Genomic DNA, 25872 nt, shown 5'->3' with positions numbered 1-25872 from the left:
ATCGTTTCTTGGCTGTAAGAGCAGTAAACAAAATAACTCCATATAATATTGCCATGATATAATCGACATGGCTAAATTGCAGGTTAGTGCGGCGAGGGTACTCGGGATTTAAGCCCTCTTTCTTCGTACCAGTCTACGCCTTTAAGTATACCGGTAAGGGTTTTTACCCCCAGGTAGGCGAGGAAATTGCCCGGAGGCATTGGCAAAGCCTTACGATTCACAATCCAGAATTTACTAATATCACTATCAATGCCTGAGATAAGGTCAGCGATCAATCGACCATTCAATTGCGTTAAAGAAACACCGTGCCCAATACAACCGCTTGAATAGATTATATTCTCATCTCCGATAAAGCCGATTTCAGGCACCATATCAAAATTGGCAGAAACGGCACCACCCCACTTGTAATCGACTTTCTTGTGTTTCAATGTCGGAAAAAGCCAGTGAAAATGATCTTCGAGCGCTTGCCAAATTTTAGGATCATGCCACTTATCCATTTCTTTGCCATATTCATACGCTATATCACCTCCCCCTATGGTGATACGCCCGCATTTTGTGATGCGTAAATAATGCACAAGCTGTCGATTATCTTCGATGGACATTCGATCTTGCCAACCAAGAGTTTGCCATTCTTCTTTTGTTAAAGGCTCTGAGACAATTTGATAGGTCCAGGCAGGTCGTTGGCGATTACGTATTTTCTTGGGTCCTGCTAAGGTGTGAGACCAAGCATTGGTTGCTAGTATTAGCTTTTTGGCGTTTATGGTGGATTGGTTCGTCTTAACGATGGTACCGTCACCTCCTTTGCGGATATCAACAACAGCTGTGTTTTCGTAGATCTTAGCGCCTGCTTTTTCAGCTAACTGTTTAATAGCCCGAACATGTTTGCAAGGGTCAAGGATGCCTGTTTCAGGTTCAAAGATAGCAGCTCTTATTTGCGGTGCATTTAGCTTTTCCCTTACTTTGCTTTGGTCATAAAATTGATAACTGTTTGGTTTGGCAAGACTGGTAAGTAGATCATAGGTTTTTTTCAATCGCTTCTCTTGGCTTTCACTATACGCAACCCGCCACATACCGGTATGCTCGTAGTCAGAATCCAAGTTTTCTTTCTCAACCAAGTCGTGAACATATGCCACCGCTTGTTGCATATAATTCTGAGCTTCTTGCGTCTTACTTTTACCCCAACGCATCACCGTAGTCTCCGGTTCCATTCCGAATAATGTCATGCTAAAGCCCCCGTTTCTTCCCGAAGCACCAAAACCTACTTCATTGGCGTCCACTACCATCACCTTCTTTTCAGGTGTGTCTCTCATTATTTCACGTGCTGCCGTCAGCCCGGTAAACCCCCCCACCAACGACCAATACATCAACTTCGTACTGACCTTCAGGTAAAGCATCATTAGCCTTATAATTAGCGTACTTGTGCTGCCAGAAAGAGTGGTTTTTTTTCATTGCATTTATTATAGAATCAGACATGTATGCGCTCCCTTACTAATCCCATTGTGAATGGAAGTATTTGTTTAATGATTAGTTAAATCAATTATTACATAAATTAGTCGTACGCGTACCCTTAAGTCAAGAAAAATTTGACCTAGACCTTTTGAAAAGCGTAAAGTAACCACGGTAGATACGATGATATGAGGAGGACTTTATCACGCAGAGCGTTAAAAAAGGCAGGCCTAAGCAAGATCCTGAAGCAGCAGAGCTAAAAGAAAAACGAATTATTGAAGCCGCTAAAAAATTATTTCATGAAGAAGGTGTTGATTCGGTTTCCATGCGCAGAATTGCGGCGGATGTTGGTATGGGAGTGATGACCCTATATAAGTACTTCGCCAACAAGAACGCAATCCTTCACCATATTTGGGATGAGTTTATTGTTGAGTTATTTGTCGGGCTGCAAGAAAAAGTGTCAGCTGAAAACACACATCACGATAAGTTTAGAGTCGCCTGCTATGAATACTTGAATTACTGGTTTAAGCATCCAGCGCGTTTCCGTATGGTATTTTTGAATGAAGATAGTCCAGGATCTGAAAGTAGTTATTTCATTCATCACGCTGATATTGAAGTGCGCATGAATAACGTGTTCTTGCCATTAACTCAGCTGGTATTTGCTGAGAAATCTGACGAACAGTTACTTAAAATAATTCAAGGTGTAATTTGCCATATGAATGGTATTGCACTGAATCTCATTACAATAAGCGAATATCAATGGGCTGGACATGAGTGTCTACTGGACGCATATTTAGACTTGTTAATAGAGTCATCACTGGGTGCTTAAGAATATTTAATCAACATGTATTGTGCTCGAATTAATGCTCGAATTAGCGCTTGAACTGACTTTGGAACATCATTGATAGTAACGAAAATAAAGCTCAGCTTGCATCTGTTTACTTTACAACGTTTATAGGCTAATGATGTGATACGTTACTAAAATCAGACAAATTGGCTGACATTTACACTAATGAATCGGAGTGCGGTTTGTTGTAATTACGTAGCAATGCCGTCCCAAGAGTTCTATCAGTAAATGACTGACAAAAATCGCCCGTTTGCGCAGGCGCCAGTTTCCCGCTTTTGGCAGAATGTGACAGGCGCTTATGGGGTCAAACCACCCATCACGCGCTTTATCGTCATTTTAGAAAATAACCAGTTAAGATTTGGGCAGTAAAATCTGACCATACTCATCGCGTAACTTGTTCTTCTGGACTTTTCCTGTCGATCCTATCGGTAGTGCGTCTGCAAAAATTACGCGGTCCGGTATTTGCCAACTTTCAATCTTGCCCTTGTAGAAGGCCAACAGATCTTCCTCACTTACTTCCGCCGACTTCACTGCGATAAGGATAGGGCGTTCGTCCCATTTTTCATGTAACGCGGCAATGGCCGCAGCGTTGGAGATCGCTGGATGAGATATCGCTATGTTTTCTAAGGTAACCGTTGAAATCCACTCACCTCCGGACTTAATAATATCCTTGGAGCGATCACGGATAATCATAAAGCCCTCGGCATCAATTGTGGCCACATCGCCGGTGTCAAACCAGCCGTCTGCCGTGAGGGCAGATGTATCTTTCCCAAAGTAAGTATCAATAACCCACAGACCTCGAATTTGAAGATCACCCTGGGCTATGCCGTCGTGGGGCAATATACTTCCAACTTCATCTACCAAACGCAGATCTACGCCAAATAGCGGACGTCCCTGACCAAGACGCAGTATTGCCTGCTCTTGCACTGACATTTTAGTGTGCCGCTGTAGTAGCTGATTCATAGACCCTACAGGTGAGGTTTCGGTCATCCCCCAAGCGTGTATCAACTCAACACCATATTCCGCAAATTCGGGGATCATTGAGGGCGGTAACGCAGAACCGCCTACCACTGTTCGTTTGAGGCTAGGCATTTTCGATCCCGTTTCTTTGAGAGCGCCAAGCAGTCCCATCCATATTGTCGGAACACCTAGCGCTAGCGTCGTACTGGAAATATCAATCAGGTTTACAAGGCTTTTACCGTCTAAATTTGGCCCCGGCAGCACCAACTTACAACCCGTTATCGCCGCAATATACGGCACACCCCAAGCGTTAACATGAAACATAGGCACAACAGGTAGCACAGTATCCTTAGCGGAGATATTAAGCCCGTCAGGCTGGTTTCCAGAAAGCGTGTGCAAAACCGTCGAACGGTGTGAATACAGCACGCCCTTGGGGTCACCTGTGGTGCCAGAGGTATAGCATAAGTTAGCCGCTGATTGTTCATCAATGTCTGGCCAAGCCTCTAAGGCATCACCCGTTTCTAAAAGCTCGTCATAGAATATCAGCCCAGGAATAGTCTGTGCAGCTGCCTCGTCACGAGGTCCTAGCATGACAATGTGTTTGCAGTACTTGAGTGCCGGTGTCAGTTTGCCCGCAGCAGGCACAAACGTAGCATCAATAAACAACACCTGATCTTCAGCATGGTTTATCACATAGACCATTTGCTCAGCCCCCATACGCGGATTGATCGTGTGACAGACCAACCCACCTCCAGCCACGCCAAAGTAGATCTCGAGGTGGCGTCGGTTATTCCACGCAATTGTGCCGCAGCGCGCGCTTTTTCCAAGCCCCAATTTGCGTAGTGCTGATGACAACCGATGCGCATTGGCCCCCACTTCGCCCCATGTGGTGTTCTCGATCCCACCTGTTGTCTCGACCGAGATAATCTCGCCGCTGCTGTGAAAACGAGCGGCGTGGTCGATCAAGCTACCAATAGTGAGCGGCATATTCATCATTTGTCCAAGCATAGGTCTCTTCTATTTTTATTATTCGTTGTATTGCCCAATACAACAAAATAAACCATGAGTCGGCTCTATGCAATAGGAATAATTTGTTTGGTATTTGGAGGACAACAAACTGATTATCTTGAGCTTCGGGCAGTTTTTAAGCTCAGTGTTTTGTCGCAAATTTACAAGATATGACACAAATTAAATGATTTTACATCAACATCAAACCTGAATTTTTTCTGCTTTTGTAGCACTCATTGTGTTCGGAATAATGTCTTTTGCTGTTAGTATTTTTAGCATAAATTTGATGACTACCTTCCTCGGTAGAAGGCCACAGGGCATTATTAAATAAAATACGACGGGTTCAAAGTGCTTTGTTTTTTGTAAAATTCACTCTGTATAATTTCCTTTGTGAAATTATTTATCAAATTAGGTTATGCTTATGATATTGAAATTGCAAAGACCTAATTGATACACATCGGAGAATACATTATGAGCATGCCAATCGCTGACGTTAACCGCCTCGACATTCAAAAGCCGTTATTTGCCCCTGAGCTGGCCATTCTTTTTGGCCAGATAGACCACAATACAAGTTATGATGTACTTGATGGTTGCCTCGAGCCAAGCAAAATCCTAGACCAGTACTTTGCATTACAGGATGGTTCACACGAGGATGTCAAAGAATACGTTATTTACTTTCGCCATATAATGGCCTTCTTTGCGGATGGTACTCACTGTGGTTTAGCGCAGCCAAAACAGTTTGTTGCCTTTGCAGGTCACAAAGATACTCCAGAATCAATAGTGCTCAAAGAAAATAATGTTCATATCGAATTAGTTCTTAATACCCGCAATTATATGAACCGAGCTGGAGCATCGATACATATCGAATTCCCCGCGCAGAGCACATTTACTTCTAAAGCGGACGACGATTATTTTATTGAGTAATTTATCAATTATGTCGTCAAACGAAAAAGAAAATAGTAATCAAGCTTCAGAACGAAAGCCTGATAGCAATTCCAAAGCACCCGGCTCAAATAAAATCGAAAATTTTTTTGCACTCGGTATTTTTCAGCTGATTGAGCGGGTATTGTTGACCCTTGTGGTTCTAATGACGCTGGGAGGCGTTGCCTTCGAAGTTCAAACCTTTTATCGTGCACAGACCATTAGTCTTGCCGATATACTACTTATGTTTCTGTACTTAGAAGTTATTGCCATGGTGGCGATATTCTATTCAGATCGTCGCTCCGTTTTCGTTTACCCTATTTTTATTGCCATAACAGCCATAGCACGATTGATTATTTTGCAAGGTAAGGATATGGCGCCTGAAAATATATTGTATGAGGCAATTGCAATTCTGGTACTAGCGATTGCTGCGGTTATTATTATCCGAATGCGCAAGGATTGATAAAACACACTAATACGCGATGCAACACAGCATAATCAAAAATAGTGGGGGGGCCTCAAATTGAACTATATTCGTCCTCCACTCAACTAGGCCGATTTACATTTATTCAACGCACCTTGAATGAGCATCCATTGCGCACAGTAATAAGTTATCATGACTAAATAGCTACTCAATGGCAGGGGCTGTAAGAAGCGGTCAATGGCAATAAGAGAATCTGATAGTATAAATACAAAGGCCCCTAATACAGCCCATTTGAGCGGCATCTCCGATTGAGTAGCTAAAAGTCCCATCAAACCAATAACCACTAAGTAAGCAAAAACAGGGGTGTTAAGTTCGCCTAAATGAGGGCTTAATAAAAAAGCCATTGCTAACATAAAAATTAGAATGGATGCTGAAATGGGCCAACGCGTTGTCACTGACGACCAGTTGCGTGCAAAAAATACGCCGTAGTGTAACTGAGCTATTAAAAATGCAGCTATGCCAAATATAAATAAACCTTGTTCGAGCAAAACATCGCCGGTGGCACTGAATGCGAGTGCTAAAAGCAATAGCGTTCTGCTAGAAGAAACTGGTGTGTTGGCAACGGCGATAACTAAAATTAGGATCGGTAAAATTTTGATGAGCCAAGATATCATCAGTGGGTCAAAAGAAAGTAGCACTAGGTACAGTAATGAAAAGGCAAAGAATAAAGCATTGTATATAGCTTGCATTTTATTACCTTTTTGTTGTTTTAGTATGATCGCACTGTGGCATAAAGCCCTTTTTTATTCAAATTAAGTGCCCGTGGCTAAACCTAATGAACTTAGCCTCTGCGCTAATCACAGTCATGCTGAAGAGCTAATTAACTTCAGTCAGCATAGCCCCAAGGTGCTTCAGGCGCTTCAGTAGGGTTAGTTAAGTCGAAATCAACGCGAAACTCTCTGCCCTCACGCACCATTCTATAGGTAAACTTTTCAGCATAAATCGACATCTGCCACGTATTGCCCGCCGATTGAGGGATCCCACTTCGAGTAAATAGTTCTTTTGAATACTGGTCTGCTGGAAACGACTGCGCCTGAACATGACCGGCGTCAAGTGTATGCCCACCATACATAGTTAACGGATCGTCACTGCCATCTTCCTTTCTATGGTCATGCTTCAAACTCAAACCACTTCCGGTTTTGCTAATGATCCACGTGCGTGAAGCATCGTTTCCAACATGCAAAGGAATTTGTAATTGTGTACCTGAGCATTTTCTGACGTGCATCACCAGTTTATTGTCAAATGTCGGACTGGGATCGTTATCAAACACAACTTTGCCCTCGAATGCTTTGCCACATAACGTCGCTATACTATTGAAAAAGTTATCATGCGTGGGAATAGAAACTAGCGGGGCTGACTTGACAACGTTTGTCGCTAGGACAGGGAGGCAGAGTAAAAAGTTAAAAGTGATTGCTATAATCGTAACTGATTTCATAAAAATTGGGAGCCTAATCGGTAAACGTATGCGTTAGGTTATTTGATTTTAAAGCAAAAGCCCAGTACTGCCTCCTTAAAGGGAGCAGCTAGCAGCCAATGCTTGTTGTATTCAAACTATTAGCAGATGTATAAGTGGCGCAAAGTAGTTATCTTAGGTCCTTATTCTAGGTGCTTATCATTCAACACTTCTCTCATTCGTTCTTGCACAACCTCGACTAACAAATCCGGCTGGAATTTGGAAATAAATCTATTGCATCCTACTTTTTCAACCATGGCTGCATTAAAACTGCCACTTAACGAGGTATTCAGCGCAATAAATAAAGTAGACATTCGTTCGTCTTTTCGTACTTCTGCGGTGAGTCGATAACCATCCATTTGCGGCATTTCGGCATCAGTAAACATCATTAAAATTTCATCAGTGACTGTTTTACCTTCATCTGCCCAGCTTTTCAAAAGATTCAACGCTCTCAGTCCGTCCTTTTCTTCGATAATTTCAATACCTAACTGCGTCAGTGTCTCGCGAATTTGCCATAGAGCGGTTGCAGAATCGTCCACCACCAATACCTTTTGACCAATTAAGCTTTCTTTTATATCCGAATCTAAAAGGCCTTCTGAAATCGAGGTATCATAATGAATAATTTCTGAAAGCACTTTTTCAACATCAATGATCTCTACCAGTTCTATTTGGCCATCGTTTTCTACTCTAGTGAAAGCGGTTAAATAGTTATTCTTACCGGCCGAAGATGGCGGCGGTTGAATATCACTCCATGACGTATTCACGATGTTCATTATTTGCCCAATTAGAAACCCTTGTACGCTTCTATTATATTCGGTGATGATGACGTTTTGAGCCTCATAATGATCATTGTTATTGCTCAAATGAATAGCCGTCCTTAAATCGATAATAGGTATCGATCCGCCCCTATAATTCGTTACGCCTTTAATATGATGGTGCGATCCAGGCATTTGATTTAACGGTGGAACTGTAATCACTTCTCTAACTTTGAATACATTGAGCGCAAATGTGTGGCGTGAACCTAACTTAAACATCAGCAATTCTAGCCGATTTTCACCCACTAGCTTGGTGCGTTGATCAATTGATGACATTAGATTAGACATAACACTCTCTAGAATACGAAAAAGATACAGAACAAAAATCGTCTGATTACTATTATAGGGTATCGCCCGATAATGCGGGTTTATTAGCCCTTTCTAAGAATAGTTCAGCCGCGCCCTTGGCAACATAAATTAGGCTAACGCACGCGCGCTGCGGTATGCGCCGATGCTGGGTATTAAGGCAATTACAAATGTCGCTATTAGTACCGCCCCAATTACCCACAAGGTATGTATCGAAAGAATATTTACACTCAACGACAGGCCATATTCTGCCAACAACCAATCATTACTAAGAAAGATTGTGCCCGTGACTAACACAACGGCGATAACACACGCACCCAATGCGATACTGAGCGCTTCTAATTGCAGCAGCCAGAATACAAAGCTGGGTTTTGCACCCATAATTCTCAACACACTAATCTCTGCCTTACGCTCACGCAAAGAAGCTAATAACATTGTGCTAAGGCCTAATAAACTGGCAATCAGCACTGCGGCTGAGATAATACGCAATACGTTTTCAACCGCACCAACCAAACGCCAAAGTTCACCTAGGGCAACACCGGGAATAATAGCTGACAGTGGTTCGAGTTTGTCTTGATTTACTTGTCGTTGAACTTGCAGAACAGCAATACGTGACTTAAGTCCGAGCATAAAAGCCGAAACTTGAGTCGGCTGTGCAAGTCCATATTCATCATGCTCATCATGCTCATCATGCTCATCATGATTATGATCTTGCGCTTGTTTAGACGTTCTCAAACTAGTCTGAGAACGGTTTTTTTTAGCCAAGCTTGTTTTTGGCTGTGCATGAATCGACTCTATGGCGTTCAAACCAGCATGCACGCCTTGGTCAACTGGTGTGCCTGTAAACTGCAAAATACCAACAACAGTAAAGAGGTGTTCAGCATGATGACTAAAACTCACTTTACCAACACCATGAGACATAATAATTTGCTCGCCCACTTGATAATTTAATTGCTTGGCTGCATCTGCACCTAAAACAACATCGAAGTGATTATTCATGGACGTCACTTGTTTATGCTCGTTAACGTCACTATTGGTAAAACGTCCACCGGTTTGAAAGCTCAGCTTGCGTTTGTCACCATAGCGATAGTGCTCAAAATAATCATTGGTTGTGCCGATGACTGCGAAACCTTTGTGCGAATCTCCTAGGGACAGCGGAATAGCCCAATCTACTTGTGGATTAGCAATAATGCGCTGGTAGCTTTGCCAACTAACGGAGTTGGCGTTGGCACCCACTCTGAACACTGAACTTAACAGTAAATTGATTTGCCCTGTTCGAGCGCCCACAATTAAATCAACACCCGAAACCGTGCGGTAAAAGCTGTTTTTTGCTTCTTTTCGAATATGCTCGATAGACACCAATAAAGAAACACTGACTAACAAGGCTAAAAACGTCAGCAATACTGACACTTTTCTGTGCAATAAACTTTGTTTGGCAACATTCAAAATCATACTTTGCTATCCAATTCAGGTCCTAACGCAGCGCTATCGTTGATATCAAACAACGCTTCAATACGTTTGAAATGGCTAGCTAAAGACTGATCATGACTGACAAAAATTAGCGCAGCATTCGAACTTTTTGCCGTTTCAATAAGCACCTTCATAAAGGCATCTTTCGCCGATGCATCAAGGGCTGAGGTGGGTTCATCAACAATCAGCACATCGGGTTTATTAATCAATGCGCGGGCTATTGCTACCCGTTGTTGTTGCCCAACGCTCAATTCACTGGCTTTTCGTTGTATGCAATCTATGGGCAGTTGTAAGGCTTGCAGCATCGAGATTATGCGTTCTTGTTTGGTCGTGCTTTTTTTATCTGTGCTTTGTTTGTCAGCGCCATCATTTGCAAAATGCATTGCCAGTCGAATATTATCAAGCACGCTTAGATAGGGAACTAAATTAAATTGCTGAAAAACCACACCAATATGTTGAGCCCTAAAGCAATCTCGTTTACTCGGTTTTAGGCCCGTAATATCTGTATTTAAAATACTAACACTGCCTTGCTGCGGCGTTAAAATACCTGAAAACAAGTTCAACAGAGTACTCTTACCGCAACCAGATGGGCCGTATAAGAATACATGTTCTGATTTATTCAGACGCCATTTTTTAATATCTATTATGCGCTTACCCGAAACGTAGGAAAACACAACTGATTCAACAAGGACCGCTGGTGATTGCTCATTAAAGAGCGTATTTACAGGATTTTTTGAAGGCTGTGTGGAACCATCAGCCCCAGCTTCATTGAGTAAATTACTCAAAAAGAAAATTTTTCATCGTCGTATTCTTTTGCATGACGTTTAATAAATTGGATTGATGGAGCAAAAAAAGCCGCTCCAGTTTCCGCATTAGAATAATCCAGAAGTCGGTCATAATGCCCCATTTCATCTCCAAAAATGCGACTGTGCAGCATATTGCTAAATGATTTACTGCTATTTGCGCAGCTAACGAAAAATAAGCCCTGCATTAACATGTCACCATAAGGCATACTTTGCTTTAATAAACTGGGGTATTCGCCATTGAGGCCAGTCAATTTAGTACGAAAACTGTGTGATGAACGCCCACTGTCGACCAAAGGCAAATTATGCTCTTTAGTTTTCCCCATAACACCCTCTTGGCGGCGTAATGAAAGTGCGTTCCAACGGCTCATATCATGACGGTAGCGCTGAATATGAATATAGCTACCGCCCTTGTACTCTGGATCATTGTCGCCGACCACGGCAATATCAATCTTTTTCATGCCTCTTGGATTGTCTTCACCATCCAGAAAACCAGTTAAATCTCTACCATCAAGATATCGGAAGGCACTAACCTGCTCCACTAACTCAACATGTACCCGCAGTAGATCAAGCACTTCAATACCAACGGCGTGACAAATATCGAGGCGATCCGCTCTAATTTGAATAAACAAATCACAAGGAAGGACCGGCGCGCAACGATCTTCGCTCTGCATATCTGGAAAACCGACTAATTCTTGTGGCGAACTGTGCGGATAAATTTCAGACCAAAAGCTTGACCCTATGGCAATCACACCAGACACCATTGCTTCATAGTGTTCATCATCAAAATGCTCAAATAAATCAAGCAAACGAGATAGCTTTTCACGCATTGCCGGAAAGTCGTCATCGACGACGTTAAACAGCAAATATTGAGCATGCAAATTTGGCTCTGCACAAACACCCTTTTGCGGTTGACTCATTAATTAGTATCCTGCGGCTTGACCGTCTTTTCTAGTTTCAGATGCACCATAATACACTTTGTTTTTATCGTCTAGCATGATTGCTTGATAGCCACCGAAAGCACCTGAAACATCTTTTATAGTATGTCCCTTTTTAAGCAAATCGCGACGTGTTTTTGCGGAAAACCCAGATTCTAAACTAATGTAGCCACCGTCGGTCATAATATCTCCCTCGGGTGAGCTGGAGCCACTATGTAAGATGCGCGGCGCGTCACCTGCCTCTTGTAAATTCATACCGAAATCAATCATATTAATAATAATTTGTGCATGCATTTGTGGTTGCGTTCCCCCACCCATTACACCAAAGCTCATCAGTGGTTTATTATTGCGAGTGACAAACGCGGGAATAATGGTATGAAACGGCCGCTTCCCGGGTTCTAAAGAATTAAAATGGTTTTTATCAAGGGAAAACATTTCGCCACGGTTTTGCAAAACAAAGCCCAAATCGGTGGGGATCATACCTGAACCCATGCCTCGATAATTACTTTGAATTAGTGACACCATATTGCCTTGACTGTCGGCAACAGTTAGATAAATAGTGTCGCCTTCATTTTTACCTGCGTCCACGCGCTTTGACGATTTATTCGGATTGATCCGCTTTTGACGTTTTTCTGCATATTCTTTGGAAATTAACCAGTCGACTGGAATTTGATTAAAGTCAGGATCAGCATAAAACTTAGCTCGATCTTCAAATGCAAGCTTCTTGGCTTCAACGAAAATGTGTATAAACTCCGCGCTATCGCGCTGCATACTTTCAATATCGTATAATTCCAATATATTAAGGATTTGCAAAGCGGCAATTCCTTGACCATTAGGCGGTAATTCCCACACGTCATAACCACGGTAATTAGTCGATACAGGCTCAACCCACTCTGATGTGTGTGATGCTAGATCTTGATAACTGAGCAATCCATTTTGGCTTTGCATAAATCCGCTAATAGTGCGCGCAATATCGCCTTTATAAAATGCATCGCGACCGCCGGTTGCTAATTTTTCATAAGTCGCTGCAAGGTTTGGATTTTTGAAAATTTGGCCTTTCTTCGGTGTTTTTCCATCAATAGTGAAGGTTTCTTCAAAGCCCGGATAGTGCCCTATGCGCTTTTGGTTCATTTCAAAATAGTAGGCAATGATTTCCGATACAGGAAAGCCGTTACGAGCATAACGTATTGACGGAGCAAGCAGTTCTTGCATCGGCTTTGAGCCAAATCGTTCATTTAACATGAACCAACCATCAACTGCGCCAGGCACAGATACAGGTAATGGACCAAAGGCCGGAATTTTATCCAAGCCTTTCTGAGCAAAATAGTCACGAGTGAGCCCTTTTGGCGAGCGTCCTGATGCATTTAGCCCATACAATTTTTTAGTTTCAGCATCCCAAACAATAGCAAATAAGTCTCCTCCTATGCCGCTACCTGTGGGTTCAACTAAACCCAGCATGGCATTTGCAGCGATAGCTGCATCAACGGCATTGCCTCCACTTTTCAAAACATCCAAGGCAACTTGAGTAGCTAAAGGTTGGCTGGTTGCCGCCATTCCATTTTGCGCAATCACTTCAGACCGACTAGCAAAAGTTTCGCCTGTTATGCGGTCGTATGCAATAGCATGACTAGTAAGTAAGGTTATTAACATAGTAGAAAACAGAACAGAGTTAGATTTAATCGACTTAAGCATGCTGCACTCTTTATATTTAATTTAATTTAATTTAATTTAATTTGGTTTGGTTTAATTGATATCTATTCTTAATTTAGTATTCAAACAGATGTCATAACAACAGTGTAACGCCGTTTTGCGAAGAGTGCGAAAGGGAATTTGAGACTACTTGCAACGGATCCTATAAAGTTTGTCCATTGATGTAGACCCTATTATTAGATAGTCCAGAGGGTAGTGAGCGCGGCCAAGAAAGTGAATCTGCTGAAAATAAAGAACGTTGGGATTAATACGAGTGGTTTTACTCTACAAAGAACGACTCAGCATCACTTGGCATTAACTGGTTAATGTATACAATACAGGCCTATCAAAAATTAAGTAGCAACATTGGAGAGCTTGATGAAATTAGTATCTTGGAACGTTAATGGCGTTCGAGCCGCGATAAAAAAAGACTTTTTTGAGTCTTTAGCTTCACTAGAGTGTGACGTTCTATGTTTACAGGAAACGAAAGCACAAGATGATCAAGTGATCGAGGCCTTGTGCGACCTAAAGGGATATCATGTATTCACAAACTCAGCCATAAAAAAAGGTTATTCTGGCACCAGTATCATTACCCGAGTCAAACCCATTGATGTAACAAGAGACATCGGTATCGAAGAACATGACCAAGAAGGTCGTGTATTGTGTGCAGAATTTGATGCGTTCTATTTGGTGACGGTTTACACCCCTAATTCCGGCGATAGTTTAAAGCGTTTGTCGTATCGTACACAGTGGGATGCTGATTTTCTAAGTTATGTGAAACAGCTCGAAGCACGAAAGCCAGTTGTCGTATGTGGTGATTTAAATGTGGCTCATCGTGACATTGATATCGCTCGACCCAAACCCAATTATAATAAGAGCGCGGGTTATACACAGAAAGAAATAGACGGTTTAGACAACCTCATTGCAGCAGGATACGTGGATACTTTTCGGCATTTATACCCTGACACAGTAAAGTACAGTTGGTGGAGTTATCGAGCAGGTGCAAGGATACGTAACATAGGTTGGAGACTTGATTACTTTTTGGTATCCCACAAACTACAGGAACAGATCGGTGCTGCGGATATTCACAACGACATTCATGGTTCAGATCACTGTCCTGTTAGTGTGCAGTTGTCACTTAATTAATACACAAAAAAGCCTCGATAAATCGAGGCTAATCGTCATGCTTACATTAACGGTTGGCGTGTAGTTATTGTTATTTTCACGCCAACTCTTGCTTCCTTTCATCTTCCTTGAATTTCCCTGACAGAGCTAGCTTTCCTTTGCTAGCGCTTTAACTTTTATCGAATCCGATTATTGACGGCTAGTCGTAAAGTCTGGATAAGCTTCTAATCCACACTCACTCATGTCAACACCTTCAAACTCTTCTTCATCAGTGACCCTGACACCCATAACCGCTTTTATTGCCAACCAAACAACAAGACTGGCTCCAAATACCCATATAAAGATAGTCGCGGCACCTAGGAGCTGACCACCAAACTTAGCCGCTGGGTTAGTCAATGGAACAACTAATAAACCAAACAAACCAACAACACCGTGGACTGAAATAGCGCCCACCGGATCATCGATTTTAAACTTGTCTAGTGCGAGAATGCTGCCGACCACAATCAAACCACCACATGCACCAATGACTGCGGCTACCAATGGTGTTGGTGTAGAAGGCTCAGCCGTAATCGCGACCAATCCAGCCAATGCACCATTTAATGCCATCGTTAAGTCAGCTTTGCCAAACAATACCCTAGCAAGTAATAGTGCGGCAACTAAACCACCAGCAGCAGCCATATTGGTGTTCATGAATACAACAGCTACGCTGTTGGCACTTTCAACGGTCGCAGTTGCTAGTACTGAACCACCATTGAATCCAAACCAACCCATCCATAAAATAAATGTACCGAGCGCTGCCATTGGTAGATTTGCACCTGGAATAGCGTTCACTTTGCCATCCGGACCATATTTACCTTTGCGAGCTCCTAGGACGATAACACCCGCTAATGCTGCAGATGCACCTGCCATGTGCACAATACCTGAACCTGCAAAGTCTGAGAAACCAAAATCGGCTAAGGTGTACAAACCAAATACGGCTTCGCCACCCCAAGTCCAGCTACCTTCCATTGGGTAAATAAACGCGGTAAGAAAAACGGCAAAGATTAAAAATGACCACAACTTCATTCGCTCAGCAACTGCACCAGATACAATTGACATAGCCGTTGCTACGAATACGACTTGGAAGAAAAAGTCAGCTGCAGGTGCATATGTTGCTGCATCCTCAGCAACACCGGTTGCGCCATCAGCACTAATTCCGTCTAGGAAGAAAACGAAATCGCTTCCACCATACATGATGCTGTAACCGCAAACCATGTACATGATACTTGCGATTGCGTAAAGTGCGACGTTCTTAGTTAATATTTCGGTTGTATTTTTAGCGCGCACAAGGCCCGCTTCTAACATTGTAAAACCGGCGGCCATCCACATTACCAACACACCACAAATTAAAAAGTAAAAGGTATCTAGTGCATACCCAAGCTCGAATGTTATTTCCATTTTTGTTCTCCGATTATCTAGCTACGCGACTTAAAGAGCGTCAGCGTCTGCTTCGCCAGTACGAATACGCACAGCTTGTTCTAAGTCATAGACGAATACTTTTCCGTCACCAATTTTGCCTGTTTTAGCTGCACCAACAATGGCTTCAACCAATCGCTCAACTTGATCATCGTTAACAGCGATTTCAAGTTTAACTTTAGGTAAAAAATCAACCTGATATTCAGCGCCGCGGTATAGCTCAGTGTGACCTTTTTGACGACCAAACCCCTTGACCTCGGTGACGGTTAAACCGTCAATTCCGATTTCAGAGATAGCTTCACGAACATCATCGAGCTTAAAAGGCTTAATGATTGCGGTGACTAATTTCATAGTGTGCTCCTGCGTAATTCAAAAAGAGATAGTAAGTTTGAAATTACTTATTCAAGACCGATGCCAATAGTTAATAGTCAGTTAAATCATAAAGATAGATTTTATTAGAGTGGTATAACGGGAATCTAAAGCACCGTAATGGTGCAAATTGAAATGTTTGCCCCATAAAGACGCAGTTAGGATGATAAAGCAGAATGTGCGGATCGTGATTTACTTGAATTCAGATTGTGTTGGACAATATTATGTTAGGTCATACTGCGTTTATTACGGCAAAATTTAGTTTCCAAACAATTTCTCCCAAAGTGTTTTCGGCTTCTTTTTAGCTTGCGTTTTAATAGCTGATTTGCCATCGCAGGCTTTTTCCTTGGCTTGTGCAGGTAGCGCGCCAAGAATTGCTGGCACGCTTAAAATATCACCACAACCTGGTGTAGAGAGTTTACCGGTATGTGCGTCGAAGTGCGCAATTCCTAACCCTTCGGGAAAACGTCGAGATAAATTCTTAGGAGATTGTTTTTTCTGAAAGGCAATAAATACTTGCATGGCGCCGCTCGCACCCGACAAATTAATGGGAGAGTTGTCATCCGATCCCATCCACACAGCAGTGACCAAATTTCTATCAAAACCCGCAAACCAACTATCCCGATAATCATTAGTTGTGCCCGTTTTACCCGCCATATTGATATTCGGGAAGGCTTTTCTTACTGCACTAGCAGTGCCCTCCAGCGTGACTTTATGCAACGCATAATTAATTAAATAGGTTGCCGACTCATCAGCCCGAATTTCACTTTTAACATCCCGTAAATAAAGCAATTCGTTTTCGTTTGATGTCACAGCCGTTAAGCTGTGCAGTTTATTCAGCACTCCATTGTTAGCAATCGTTTGGTACATTTGATTTACCTGCAACACAGACAAATCGATGGCGCCTAAGGTAAGCGCTGGTACTTTTGTTATATCCTTATCAACCCCTAGTCGATTGATAGTGTGAGCCACTTCGTCTAAACCTACGGCCATGCCAAGTTTAACGCTTGGCACATTATACGATTTAATCAAGGCTTCAATTAATGCGACTTGACCACGAAACTCTTTGTCAGCGTTTAGCGGCTCCCAATATTTACCACCAGTACTGCGCATTTTTACTGGTGTGTCTTCGAGCATGGTCGCTAAATTATAATGTTCTGGATCCTCTAAAGCTGACAAATAAACAGCAGGTTTTACCAATGAGCCTATCGGCCGGTAGGCATTTAACGCACGATTAAAGCCACTAAATGTGGTTTTTTTACCACCCACTATCGCTCTGATCTCACCGGTTTTTACATCGGATACCACCATTGCAGCTTGCAACTTAGCTTGGTTGCGCTTTTGTGAAATACTCTCAACTTGTTCTTTGAGGGCTTCTTCGGCGCGGCGTTGCGCGTTAATATCCAAGGTTGTATAAAGTTTAACGCCGGATAATTGTTCTGAACGACGACTAATCACTGTGTTGAGTTCGTCGCGTACTTTGTCCATGAATGCGGGATGCTGACCACTTGCCAGACTGTCACTACTAGCTGTATTTAAGGGCGTAGCTACGTAGGCTGCATAATCGCTACTACCAATTTCATTGGCCTCAAACAACAAACGTAACACCACATTACGACGTTTCAACGCACGTTCAGGATGTTTACTTGGTGAATAAAATGAAGGGCCTTTGACCAAACCTATCAACGTGGCTATTTCAGGAATAGTAAGCTCGGCCAATGGCTTATCAAAATAGAAGTGACTGGCTAAACCAAAACCATGCACTGCAACAGCGCCATTTTGGCCGAGAAAGACTTCATTTATATACGCATTAATGATTTCATCTTTGTGATATCTAGCATCAATAACGATCGCCATAACTGCTTCTTTGGCTTTTCGAATATATGAGCGTTCACGGGTGAGAAAAAAGTTTTTAGCCAACTGTTGGGTTAATGTACTGCCACCCTGCACGGTTCTACCTGCAATTATATTCGCAAATAAAGCTCGAATGATTGATGTGGGTGCAATGCCGTAATGTTGGTAAAAGTCTCTGTCTTCGACAATCACCAATGCTTTTTGTAATAGCTTGGGAATATTATCCCTGCCAACTAGCATGCGATCTTCTTCAAGCCCATTCACTAAACGAGACACTAACCAAGGCTCTAATCGTATTAAAGCAAGCGATTTTGAAGTCGGATTAGCCCCCTTCCCTATCAGGTATTCAATTTTTATAATGCGCACTCCTTGCCAAGTAATGCGTATATCTCGCTCTGGTTCAAAACCATTAGGAAAATGAAAAGCTCGGCGTTGAATTCGAAGCTGATTTGAATAAATCTGATATTCACCTGTCGATTGAGCCGCAGCAACTTTGCGATAACCCAGCAGACTCAATTCATCTTTGACTTCATCAATGCTGATTTCTTGCTTAACTTGCAGCGTCAACGGACGCGCAAATATTTGCGCAGGCACCTGCCACTTGTTTCCTTCGAACCTTTGTTTTACTTGCGCATCGACATAAATAACATAGGCTGAAGAAGCCACCAAGAGGACAATAAAAAGCTTCCAAAAATGACGTTTTAACCACCTAAATGGAAGTAGAGGTATTTCTATTATCTTCAAAGCGTAAATGTTCTCATTATGTTGTTCTCATTATGTTGTTCTCTTCATAAATAACTGTAGTTATCAATTACCGTATTTATAGCTTAGCGCATTCTACTGATAAATTGCCACGTTATCGTTGTTAAGTGACCCTGGCAAAGACATTTTTGCATGCTGAGGATCATAATATAAGGCAAGCTAAGCATAGAAAATATGATGTGACGCAAGCTAATCTTGGATAATTCCGATTATAATGACCGAAAACTATAGACATTGTTTGGGCTGCAACATAGGCTAAAAGTTCAGCAGTAACAGAAAGCGCAATACCCACTGGTATTTTAACAAGCTATTTATCTGTATTACGGTTTATTTTGGAGGGAAGGTTATGAAAGTCAAAATTGAATTAGACTTAAGCCCCGCCGAGGCCAGAGAAATTTTCGGTCTGCCTGATTTTAGTCAATTACATTCAACAATAACAGCGGATCTTGCAGAAAAATGTGCGGAAGATCCACAAAAAGCCTTTGAAACATTTATTAAACCTTCATTAGAAACTGGATTGACCGGCTTTACGGCCTATCAAAAAATGATGGATGGCTTTTTGAAAGGCCAGAATAAATCTTAGTAACGAATAATATTGTCATTAATAGCGACTAATAATGGCAGTTAGCACGTCACAATGGAGAATCAAATGGGTACTGATGAGAGTGAAGTTTTAGCTTACATTGAGAAATATGCGACCGTTTTTAATGCCTTGGCCAAAGAGGTGTTGACGAGAACAAACAAAACGGCAGAAGGCGCTGGAGCGACAGCACCCGGCATGTTCGACCCGCAAAAATTAGCCTCGCTGCTAAACGGTGATATTAAAGTTGATTCGAATAAACTTATTCAACAGCAAATGCAATACATGCAAAAACAAGCCGATTTATGGCAACAAGCCTCCAAAGCAATGATGGGTCAGGCTCTGGCTGCAAATGCTGAAACAATCGATACAGGAGCCACAGCACCTAAAACGACATCCGGCGACCGCCGATTCGAGCACAGTGATTGGGAAGACAACCCGGTATTCCATTATATAAAAGAGTCCTATTTAGTCAATTCAGACATGCTCAACAATATGATTGATACGCTAGAATTTAGTGATGAAAAAGCAGCCAAGCAAGCAAAGTTTTTTACTCGTCAATATATTAATTCGCTAGCGCCGACGAACTTTATCTTAACCAATCCAGAAGTTTGCGAAGAAGTGATTAAAAGCAAAGGCGAAAACTTAGTGAAAGGCATGCAAAATTTTCTGGAAGACTTAGAGAAAAGTCCGTTGGAGGCGTTTAAAATGCGCCAAAGTGACAGCAATGCTTTTACGCTTGGTGAAAATTTGGCGAATACCCCCGGAAAGGTAATTTTTCAGAATGAACTGATCCAACTAATTCACTATACACCCACTCAAGAAAAGCACTATCAAATACCTATTTTGATAACGCCACCTTTCATTAACAAATACTATGTTCTTGATTTGGATGAAAAGAAGTCAATGGTGCGCGGGTTGCTAAATGCAGGTTATTGCGTGTTTATGATCTCTTGGGTCAACCCTACCTCCGAATTAGCAGATTACGATTTCACAGATTACATGCGCAAAGGCTCATTGGCGGCTATTGAGATAATCAAAGCAATAACTAAACAAAAACAAGTTAATCTAACCGGTTTTTGTGTTGGCGGTACTCTATGTTCAATGACTGCGGCCTATTTAAGGGCCATTGGTGATGAATCCATTGCTTCGCTTACTTTCCTAACCACATTATTAGACTTTAGTGAACCCGGCGAAGTTGGTAATTACTTCTCAGAGGATATGCTACCGATAGTTGAAAAAAACGCTGAAAATAATGGTGTTTTCGACGGGCGGATTACGGGTATGAGTTTTAGTTTGCTGCGCGAAAACAGCTTATTTTGGTCATTCTTTATCGAAAACTATCTAAAAGGTAAAGACCCAGCGCCCTTTGATATCCTCTATTGGAATAGCGACGCAACTAATATTCCATCGGCTTGCCTCAAGCAGTACTTACGCACTACTTATTGGGAAAATAAGTTAAAGGATCCGGGGGCCTTAGTTATTGATGATATTCCGATTGATTTAGGTAACATTGATATGCCAAGCTATTTTTTATCCACCATCGCCGACCATATCGTGCTTTGGCAAGGTGCTTATGAAGGAACCAAAATTGTTGCAGGCGATTGCCGCTTTGTACTGGCTGGCTCAGGGCATTTAGCAGGAGTCATCAATCCGACAGAAGGGGGAAAGTACCCGCACTGGATAAATGATGAACTTCCGGATTCAGCGCAAGACTGGTTAGAGGGAGCAAAAGAGCATAAAGGGTCTTGGTGGCCAGATTGGCATCAGTGGATGCAATCTGCGTCAGGACACAAAATTAATGCGCTACAACCAGGCAAGAGTAAGCGATATCCGGCCATTATGGACGCACCAGGAGACTATGTGCTCAAACGCCTAGATGAATAATAAAACAAGATTGCCTCAAAGCCATGCAATTTTTGATAAATTAGGCTAACCTGATGGCTCTCAAAAATGAGGCTTATTATTTTACACTGTAATTTGTTGTTTTTTATTTCTTAGAGGTTAACTTGGTCTTAATCAAAAAATATCCGAATCGCCGTTTGTACGATAGTTCACAGAGCAAGTATGTTAATTTGGATTTTATTAAAATACTGATAAATGACCGGATTGAATTCAAAATAGTGGATTCAAAAACAGACGCGGACATTACAAAGTCGGTACTCTTGCAAATTATTAGTGAGTCCGAAGCAAATGAACAACAATCACTTTTAACCGATGTGTTGTTGAAACAACTTATCCGGTTTTACGATAGTGATATGGAAGTGTTCGTTAGGCAGTACCTCGAACAAAGCATTGTTCAGTTCATAGAACAGCAAGATAAAGTGCAAGGATTAATGAAGAATATGGTCGACAACAGCCCAATCGGCATGTTTTCAAAGATTATGGAGCAAAATATGTCGGCTTGGAACGCAAACCCGAAAAATAAAAAAGACAGTTAAAACAATTAATTAACTGTTTTTCCACTCAAATACTTTATTCCATCTCAATAATATGTTGCAGCGCAGCAAAATAATACTTGATCTTCTCTGTAGTTTGTCTATTATTTGAATATACGAAATGTTGCAGCGCAGCAAAGCTTAGTTAGACAATAGGGGAAACAGGTATGTTTGGTCAATTTTCAAAACAAATGAGAAACTCATCACAGCCAGCTAGTGAGCTGCTCGCTGCTAATGTTAAGGCAATGGAAGCAGTGACTAAGCAACAAACCCTATTTTTCTCTGGGTTGATTGATGACAGTGTTAAGTTGATGCAAACCATCGCCCAACAAACAGAAATGAAAGACATATTGGCCGCTCAAGCAGTTTATGCTGAATCGTTAAGAGAGCGTTTAACCGGTACAACTACAAATACGTACAACACGATAAGTGCTGTTTCGCAAAAATATACTGACGCATTAAAGTCAGGCTATGAAACCGCGAGTGTAGTAGCGAAAGAGACAGTTAAAACAGCACCCGTTGTGAAAGCAGCACCTGTTGCGAAGGCCGCACCAGCTGCGAAGGCCGCACCTGTTGCGAAGGCAGCACCTGCTGCGAAGGCAGCACCTGCTGCGAAGGCCGCACCTGTTGCGAAGGCAGCACCTGCTGCGAAGGCAGCACCTGTCGTTCATGCCACTTCTGCGGTTAAAGCAGCCCCTGCGATTAAAGCAGATACGGTACAAAAAGCAGAACTAGCAAAAACAGCGACCAAAACCAAACAAACGCCGACAGTGGAAGTGAAAAAGCCAGTCGCTAAATCTGCAGCGAAGCCAGTTGTAACGCTAAGTGCTGAAGAAGTAAAAGCACCGGCAAAAACAAAAGCTGATGACGTTAAAACGGTATCTGATAGTAAATCAGCACCTGTGACGAAAGCTTAATTAAATTTTATTCTTAAATAGTGGAGATACATCATGTTAGATAAAGTAAACGAACAACTTACAGAGTCAATGAAACCTGTTACTGAATTAGCGACACTAAATATGTCTATTCTTCAAGCACTTGCTGAAAAACAAAATGCACTTTTCTCAACGCTTTTAAGCGGTGGCGTTTCATTTGCTGAAACTGTGAGCAAGCAAAAAGACGTAACTAGCCTAGCTGAAGCACAAAAAGCGTATTTGGAAGGTCTACAAGCAACGGTAACTGAATCAGCAAAAGAGACTTACACTCTCGTCTCCGGTGCTCAAACTAAAGCCGGTGAAATGATTAAAGGCTTCAGTGAAAGCATGACAGCTAAAATGTCTGCCGCTGCTACACCTAAGTAATACGTCATGGTCTGTGCTCACCGATTAGGTTTGTATAAAGATATAAAGTAACTCCAATCACAGGGATTTGACAATCTCGGTAATTGGAGTTTTTTTTACTCAACAATAACTGTTAAAAAGCAATTATCCAGCATCTGCCCAATTCGGTTGCTTGCATTGGAGCATTAGGAGACGTGATGAAGTATCAAGCATTCGATTATTTTGCAAAAAGCGGACAATTAATGAGCGAAGGTTTTTACTTCCTTAACGAGCTTATTTCACATCCCAGTAATCCATATTCGCATACTTGGAGCGGCCGTGTTGCGAGCGCCACGCTTGAATCAGCGATGCGACTCACACAGCGTTATGACAAATTAGGTTTTCATATCACAACGGTTGATGTAAATGGTAAAGCGGTGGCCGTTAAAGAAGAAATAGTATTAGGAAAACCCTTTTGCAATCTAATTCATTTTAGCAAAGCAGGACAAACTGACAAAGACAAAGTGCTGCTAGTCGCACCGCTATCTGGACACCATTCGACTCTATTGAAAGGCACTGTTGAAGCTCTCTTACCGCGCCACGAAGTTTATATTACTGATTGGCTCGACGCACGTGACGTTCCATTAGAAGAAGGTCCATTCTCATTCGATTGTTATGTCAGTTATTTAATCGATTTTATGAACAATTTAGGGCCCGAAACGCATTTGATTGCTATTTGCCAGCCTACTGTGCAAGCATTAATTGCAACAGCAGTGATGGCACAAGAAAAAAATCCTAATATACCGAAGTCATTGACCTTAATGGCAGGTCCGATTGATACTAGTAAAAATCCAACTCGGGTGAATGAATTTTCACACGAACACCCAATGAGCTGGTTTGAAAATGTTGCTATTCAAACAGTTCCGACAGGTTATTCTGGTGAGGGCAGAAAGGTTTACCCTGGATTTATGCAACTCGGTGGGTTTCTTTCAATGAATAAGGAAACTCACATTAAGAAGCATCAGGAGTATTTTCAGAATTTATTAATTGGTGAGACAGAAGATACCGATCGCTTTAGAGCGTTCTACGATGAGTATTTGTCTGTTTTAGATATGCCAGCAGAGTTTTATTTAGAAACCATCGAGCGTGTATTCAAAAATAACGAGTTAGCCAATGGAACCATCACATATGCTGGCAAGCCTGTTGACTTTAATGCAATTACCAATACGCCGCTGATGACAGTTGAGGGTGCGGAAGACGATATTTGTGGTATTGGGCAAACTGAAGCTGCTCAAGATATTTGCCAAAAAATACCAAAAAATATGCGTAAACATCATACCCAGCTAGGTGCTGGTCACTACGGGATATTTAGTGGCTCGATGTACCGTAAGAATATCCGCCCATTAGTAACAGAATTTATTGATAAATATTCCTGAAATGCGTGTAAATATATAGCCCGGTGATGGCGTTAACAACAATCGAAAAGTGCGAACTCTCGCACTTTTTGTATATTTGATGGTCAGTATGAGTAATAATCTATGTATCTGCATTTAACCTACGTTTAATGTAGTCAAAGCAATTGATATTTTTAGCATTAGGGATAATTACTATTATGTTTCGACCGCTTTCTCAAATTAACAGGTCATCAAAGATGCGAAAATTTCGTGTACTTATTTACATATCTTCGCTTTTAATCGCAGTCTCAATGTCAACCTTGTCCTACGCACAAACAATGGTGGACCCGTCAGCCAAAAAACAGCAAAATTTTGCTGAATGCAAAGTGTCACTTGCACAAATCGCATCCCAGCAAGGCGTTTCAGAAACTCGTATAGCGGCTGAAATCCCCAACTTAATGCAAGTTCCAAAAGTGTTAGAGTATGACCGTAATCAACCTGAATTTGTGCAAACATTCCCCAGTTATTACAGCGCTAGAGTGAATAAATGGCGTATTGAAAAAGGCCGCAAAGCCTTAATTGAGAACCAAGAATTTTTAACCGGATTGACCAAAAAATATGGAATTCCGGGGCATTATTTGCTTGCATTTTGGGGCCTTGAAACTAATTTCGGCACCTATAAAGGTAAAATGTCGACACTTGATTCATTGGCAACATTGGCTTGTGACCCTCGTCGCAGCGACTATTTCACTGGCGAGTTAATGCTTGCACTGAAACTCATGGATAGAGAGTCGCTTAGCAAAGAACAAATGATTGGCTCGTGGGCTGGGGCTATGGGACATACACAGTTTATGCCCACCGCTTACACCAAATATGCCATCGACGGCGACGGTGATGGTAAAGCAGACCTATGGAATAGCGAAAAAGATGCACTCACTTCGGCTGCTAATTTTTTGAACCAACTAGGTTGGAAACCCGGACTAAGATGGGGCCGTGAGGTATTGCTGCCCGCCGACTTCAATTATGCCAGCGTCACTAATGAAAGAAAACCGGTTAGCCACTGGTCGGATTTACATATTACAAAAGCCGATGGCAGAACGATTGGACAATCCGACATTCCATCAAAATTAATTGTGCCCGCTGGTTATAAAGGACCTGTATTTTTGACCTATCACAACTTTAATGTCATTTTGAGATGGAATAATTCGGAGTTTTACGGCATTGCTGTTGGACAACTTGCCAATCGTATTTTGGGTAATGATGAGTTGAGTAAGCCTTTACCTGAATTACCCAAGTATAGCATTAACCAAATGGCGCAAATGCAACGCAAGTTAAATGGCATGGGTATAAATGTTGGTGGTGCAGACGGCATTATTGGCCCTGCAACTAGAGCCGGTATTCGTGAATTTCAAGATCGTAATAATATGATCGCCGATGGATTTCCGTCAACCGCGACCTTCAACGCCATACTTGCTTTTTAGGTGCTTCTTTTTAGG

Annotated in this window: 24 protein-coding genes; 11 read left to right on the top strand and 13 right to left on the bottom strand. The window is 42.0% G+C overall.

What is annotated here, in order from left to right; genetic code table 11:
• Positions 1 to 83: 83 nt before the first annotated feature.
• A complete protein-coding gene (locus CXF81_RS15015) occupies positions 84 to 1310 on the bottom strand; it encodes an FAD-binding oxidoreductase (RefSeq protein WP_232771953.1) in 1227 nt (408 codons plus the stop codon).
• A gap of 4 nt (positions 1311 to 1314) precedes the next feature.
• On the bottom strand, positions 1315 to 1473 hold the full coding sequence (locus CXF81_RS19940; RefSeq protein ID WP_157825570.1) for a hypothetical protein: 159 nt from the start codon (positions 1471 to 1473) through the stop codon (positions 1315 to 1317).
• Between the two features lie 175 nt (positions 1474 to 1648).
• Between CXF81_RS19940 and CXF81_RS15010 the strand changes: the two genes are divergently transcribed.
• Entirely contained in the window at positions 1649 to 2275 is a 627-nt protein-coding gene (locus CXF81_RS15010; RefSeq protein WP_101182156.1) for a TetR/AcrR family transcriptional regulator, read from the top strand.
• Between the two features lie 369 nt (positions 2276 to 2644).
• Here the strand turns inward: CXF81_RS15010 and CXF81_RS15005 are convergent, their stop codons facing one another.
• Positions 2645 to 4240, bottom strand: coding sequence for a long-chain fatty acid--CoA ligase (locus CXF81_RS15005; RefSeq protein ID WP_304441725.1), 1596 nt, complete (start codon positions 4238 to 4240; stop codon positions 2645 to 2647).
• A 492-nt stretch (positions 4241 to 4732) separates the two neighbouring features.
• On the opposite strand from CXF81_RS15005, the gene CXF81_RS15000 reads away from it, so the two are divergent.
• Positions 4733 to 5185, top strand: a complete 453-nt coding sequence (locus CXF81_RS15000; RefSeq protein WP_101182154.1) for a malate synthase — start codon at positions 4733 to 4735, stop codon at positions 5183 to 5185.
• Entirely contained in the window at positions 5178 to 5645 is a 468-nt protein-coding gene (locus CXF81_RS14995; protein WP_232771951.1) for a phosphate-starvation-inducible protein PsiE, read from the top strand. Before CXF81_RS15000 ends, CXF81_RS14995 begins: the two co-directional genes overlap by 8 nt.
• Positions 5646 to 5731: 86 nt before the next feature.
• Here the strand turns inward: CXF81_RS14995 and CXF81_RS14990 are convergent, their stop codons facing one another.
• From CXF81_RS14990 to ggt, 7 genes are all read right to left on the bottom strand, one after another.
• On the bottom strand, positions 5732 to 6355 hold the full coding sequence (locus tag CXF81_RS14990; protein ID WP_101182152.1) for a lysoplasmalogenase: 624 nt from the start codon (positions 6353 to 6355) through the stop codon (positions 5732 to 5734).
• A gap of 137 nt (positions 6356 to 6492) precedes the next feature.
• Entirely contained in the window at positions 6493 to 7101 is a 609-nt protein-coding gene (locus CXF81_RS14985; RefSeq protein ID WP_101182151.1) for a hypothetical protein, read from the bottom strand.
• Between the two features lie 161 nt (positions 7102 to 7262).
• On the bottom strand, positions 7263 to 8222 hold the full coding sequence (locus CXF81_RS14980; protein ID WP_101182150.1) for a chemotaxis protein CheV: 960 nt from the start codon (positions 8220 to 8222) through the stop codon (positions 7263 to 7265).
• Positions 8223 to 8351: 129 nt separating this feature from the next.
• Positions 8352 to 9692 carry an ABC transporter permease gene (locus CXF81_RS14975; protein ID WP_101182149.1) on the bottom strand — a complete coding sequence of 447 codons (1341 nt, stop codon included), beginning with the start codon at positions 9690 to 9692 and terminating at the stop codon, positions 8352 to 8354.
• Positions 9689 to 10495 carry an ABC transporter ATP-binding protein gene (locus CXF81_RS14970; protein WP_101182148.1) on the bottom strand — a complete coding sequence of 269 codons (807 nt, stop codon included), beginning with the start codon at positions 10493 to 10495 and terminating at the stop codon, positions 9689 to 9691. Before CXF81_RS14970 ends, CXF81_RS14975 begins: the two co-directional genes overlap by 4 nt.
• Positions 10492 to 11433 (bottom strand): Dyp-type peroxidase, encoded by a 942-nt coding sequence (locus CXF81_RS14965; RefSeq protein ID WP_101182147.1) that lies wholly within the window; start codon positions 11431 to 11433, stop codon positions 10492 to 10494. The genes CXF81_RS14970 and CXF81_RS14965 overlap by 4 nt, the downstream gene beginning before the upstream one ends.
• Before the next feature lie 3 nt (positions 11434 to 11436).
• A complete protein-coding gene (gene ggt / locus CXF81_RS14960; RefSeq protein WP_101182146.1) occupies positions 11437 to 13143 on the bottom strand; it encodes a gamma-glutamyltransferase in 1707 nt (568 codons plus the stop codon).
• Between the two features lie 375 nt (positions 13144 to 13518).
• Here ggt and CXF81_RS14955 point away from each other — a divergent pair, with 375 nt between their 5' ends.
• Positions 13519 to 14286, top strand: coding sequence for an exodeoxyribonuclease III (locus tag CXF81_RS14955; RefSeq protein ID WP_101182145.1), 768 nt, complete (start codon positions 13519 to 13521; stop codon positions 14284 to 14286).
• A 168-nt stretch (positions 14287 to 14454) separates the two neighbouring features.
• On the opposite strand, the gene CXF81_RS14950 is transcribed toward CXF81_RS14955, so the two are convergent.
• The 3 genes from CXF81_RS14950 to mrcB all read right to left on the bottom strand — a co-directional run bounded on the left by CXF81_RS14950 (position 14455) and on the right by mrcB (position 18687).
• Positions 14455 to 15702: an ammonium transporter gene (locus CXF81_RS14950; RefSeq protein ID WP_101182144.1), complete on the bottom strand. Its 1248-nt coding sequence runs from the start codon at positions 15700 to 15702 to the stop codon at positions 14455 to 14457.
• Between the two features lie 30 nt (positions 15703 to 15732).
• Complete coding sequence (glnK, locus tag CXF81_RS14945) at positions 15733 to 16071, bottom strand: P-II family nitrogen regulator (RefSeq protein WP_101182143.1); 339 nt, start codon at positions 16069 to 16071, stop codon at positions 15733 to 15735.
• A 276-nt stretch (positions 16072 to 16347) separates the two neighbouring features.
• Complete coding sequence (gene mrcB / locus CXF81_RS14940; RefSeq protein ID WP_101182142.1) at positions 16348 to 18687, bottom strand: penicillin-binding protein 1B; 2340 nt, start codon at positions 18685 to 18687, stop codon at positions 16348 to 16350.
• Between the two features lie 364 nt (positions 18688 to 19051).
• Between mrcB and CXF81_RS14935 the strand changes: the two genes are divergently transcribed.
• The 7 genes from CXF81_RS14935 to CXF81_RS14905 all read left to right on the top strand — a co-directional run bounded on the left by CXF81_RS14935 (position 19052) and on the right by CXF81_RS14905 (position 25857).
• Positions 19052 to 19288, top strand: coding sequence for a hypothetical protein (locus tag CXF81_RS14935; RefSeq protein ID WP_101182141.1), 237 nt, complete (start codon positions 19052 to 19054; stop codon positions 19286 to 19288).
• 66 nt (positions 19289 to 19354) lie between these two features.
• The gene (locus tag CXF81_RS14930) at positions 19355 to 21172 is read left to right on the top strand and encodes an alpha/beta hydrolase (RefSeq protein ID WP_101182140.1); all 1818 of its coding nucleotides are present in this window, start codon (positions 19355 to 19357) and stop codon (positions 21170 to 21172) included.
• A 122-nt stretch (positions 21173 to 21294) separates the two neighbouring features.
• Positions 21295 to 21726, top strand: coding sequence for a polyhydroxyalkanoate synthesis repressor PhaR (gene phaR / locus CXF81_RS14925; protein ID WP_101182139.1), 432 nt, complete (start codon positions 21295 to 21297; stop codon positions 21724 to 21726).
• 164 nt (positions 21727 to 21890) lie between these two features.
• Complete coding sequence (gene phaP / locus CXF81_RS14920) at positions 21891 to 22640, top strand: TIGR01841 family phasin (RefSeq protein WP_101182138.1); 750 nt, start codon at positions 21891 to 21893, stop codon at positions 22638 to 22640.
• Positions 22641 to 22673: 33 nt separating this feature from the next.
• Complete coding sequence (locus CXF81_RS14915) at positions 22674 to 23024, top strand: phasin family protein (protein WP_101182137.1); 351 nt, start codon at positions 22674 to 22676, stop codon at positions 23022 to 23024.
• A gap of 176 nt (positions 23025 to 23200) precedes the next feature.
• Entirely contained in the window at positions 23201 to 24418 is a 1218-nt protein-coding gene (locus CXF81_RS14910) for a polyhydroxyalkanoate depolymerase (RefSeq protein WP_101182136.1), read from the top strand.
• A 269-nt stretch (positions 24419 to 24687) separates the two neighbouring features.
• The gene (locus CXF81_RS14905; protein ID WP_232771949.1) at positions 24688 to 25857 is read left to right on the top strand and encodes a lytic murein transglycosylase; all 1170 of its coding nucleotides are present in this window, start codon (positions 24688 to 24690) and stop codon (positions 25855 to 25857) included.
• The last annotated feature ends 15 nt before the right edge of the window (positions 25858 to 25872 follow it).

The organism is Glaciecola sp. 33A (genome assembly GCF_002836745.1).
Classification (GTDB): Bacteria; Pseudomonadota; Gammaproteobacteria; order Enterobacterales; family Alteromonadaceae; genus Glaciecola.
This window is presented reverse-complemented; position numbering and strand designations above follow the sequence as displayed.

What these genes read in the sequence shown, in the direction of transcription:
- CXF81_RS15015 (WP_232771953.1), bottom strand. Translation starts at nt 1,310, where the DNA reads ATGAGAGACACACCTGAAAAGAAGGTGATGGTAGTGGACGCCAATGAA.
- CXF81_RS19940 (WP_157825570.1), bottom strand. Translation starts at nt 1,473, where the DNA reads ATGTCTGATTCTATAATAAATGCAATGAAAAAAAACCACTCTTTCTGG.
- CXF81_RS15005 (WP_304441725.1), bottom strand. Translation starts at nt 4,240, where the DNA reads ATGCCGCTCACTATTGGTAGCTTGATCGACCACGCCGCTCGTTTTCAC.
- CXF81_RS15000 (WP_101182154.1), top strand. Translation starts at nt 4,733, where the DNA reads ATGAGCATGCCAATCGCTGACGTTAACCGCCTCGACATTCAAAAGCCG.
- CXF81_RS14990 (WP_101182152.1), bottom strand. Translation starts at nt 6,355, where the DNA reads ATGCAAGCTATATACAATGCTTTATTCTTTGCCTTTTCATTACTGTAC.
- CXF81_RS14985 (WP_101182151.1), bottom strand. Translation starts at nt 7,101, where the DNA reads ATGAAATCAGTTACGATTATAGCAATCACTTTTAACTTTTTACTCTGC.
- CXF81_RS14980 (WP_101182150.1), bottom strand. Translation starts at nt 8,222, where the DNA reads ATGTCTAATCTAATGTCATCAATTGATCAACGCACCAAGCTAGTGGGT.
- CXF81_RS14975 (WP_101182149.1), bottom strand. Translation starts at nt 9,692, where the DNA reads ATGATTTTGAATGTTGCCAAACAAAGTTTATTGCACAGAAAAGTGTCA.
- CXF81_RS14965 (WP_101182147.1), bottom strand. Translation starts at nt 11,433, where the DNA reads ATGAGTCAACCGCAAAAGGGTGTTTGTGCAGAGCCAAATTTGCATGCT.
- ggt (WP_101182146.1), bottom strand. Translation starts at nt 13,143, where the DNA reads ATGCTTAAGTCGATTAAATCTAACTCTGTTCTGTTTTCTACTATGTTA.
- CXF81_RS14955 (WP_101182145.1), top strand. Translation starts at nt 13,519, where the DNA reads ATGAAATTAGTATCTTGGAACGTTAATGGCGTTCGAGCCGCGATAAAA.
- CXF81_RS14950 (WP_101182144.1), bottom strand. Translation starts at nt 15,702, where the DNA reads ATGGAAATAACATTCGAGCTTGGGTATGCACTAGATACCTTTTACTTT.
- glnK (WP_101182143.1), bottom strand. Translation starts at nt 16,071, where the DNA reads ATGAAATTAGTCACCGCAATCATTAAGCCTTTTAAGCTCGATGATGTT.
- CXF81_RS14935 (WP_101182141.1), top strand. Translation starts at nt 19,052, where the DNA reads ATGAAAGTCAAAATTGAATTAGACTTAAGCCCCGCCGAGGCCAGAGAA.
- CXF81_RS14930 (WP_101182140.1), top strand. Translation starts at nt 19,355, where the DNA reads ATGGGTACTGATGAGAGTGAAGTTTTAGCTTACATTGAGAAATATGCG.
- phaP (WP_101182138.1), top strand. Translation starts at nt 21,891, where the DNA reads ATGTTTGGTCAATTTTCAAAACAAATGAGAAACTCATCACAGCCAGCT.
- CXF81_RS14915 (WP_101182137.1), top strand. Translation starts at nt 22,674, where the DNA reads ATGTTAGATAAAGTAAACGAACAACTTACAGAGTCAATGAAACCTGTT.
- CXF81_RS14910 (WP_101182136.1), top strand. Translation starts at nt 23,201, where the DNA reads ATGAAGTATCAAGCATTCGATTATTTTGCAAAAAGCGGACAATTAATG.
- CXF81_RS14905 (WP_232771949.1), top strand. Translation starts at nt 24,688, where the DNA reads ATGTCAACCTTGTCCTACGCACAAACAATGGTGGACCCGTCAGCCAAA.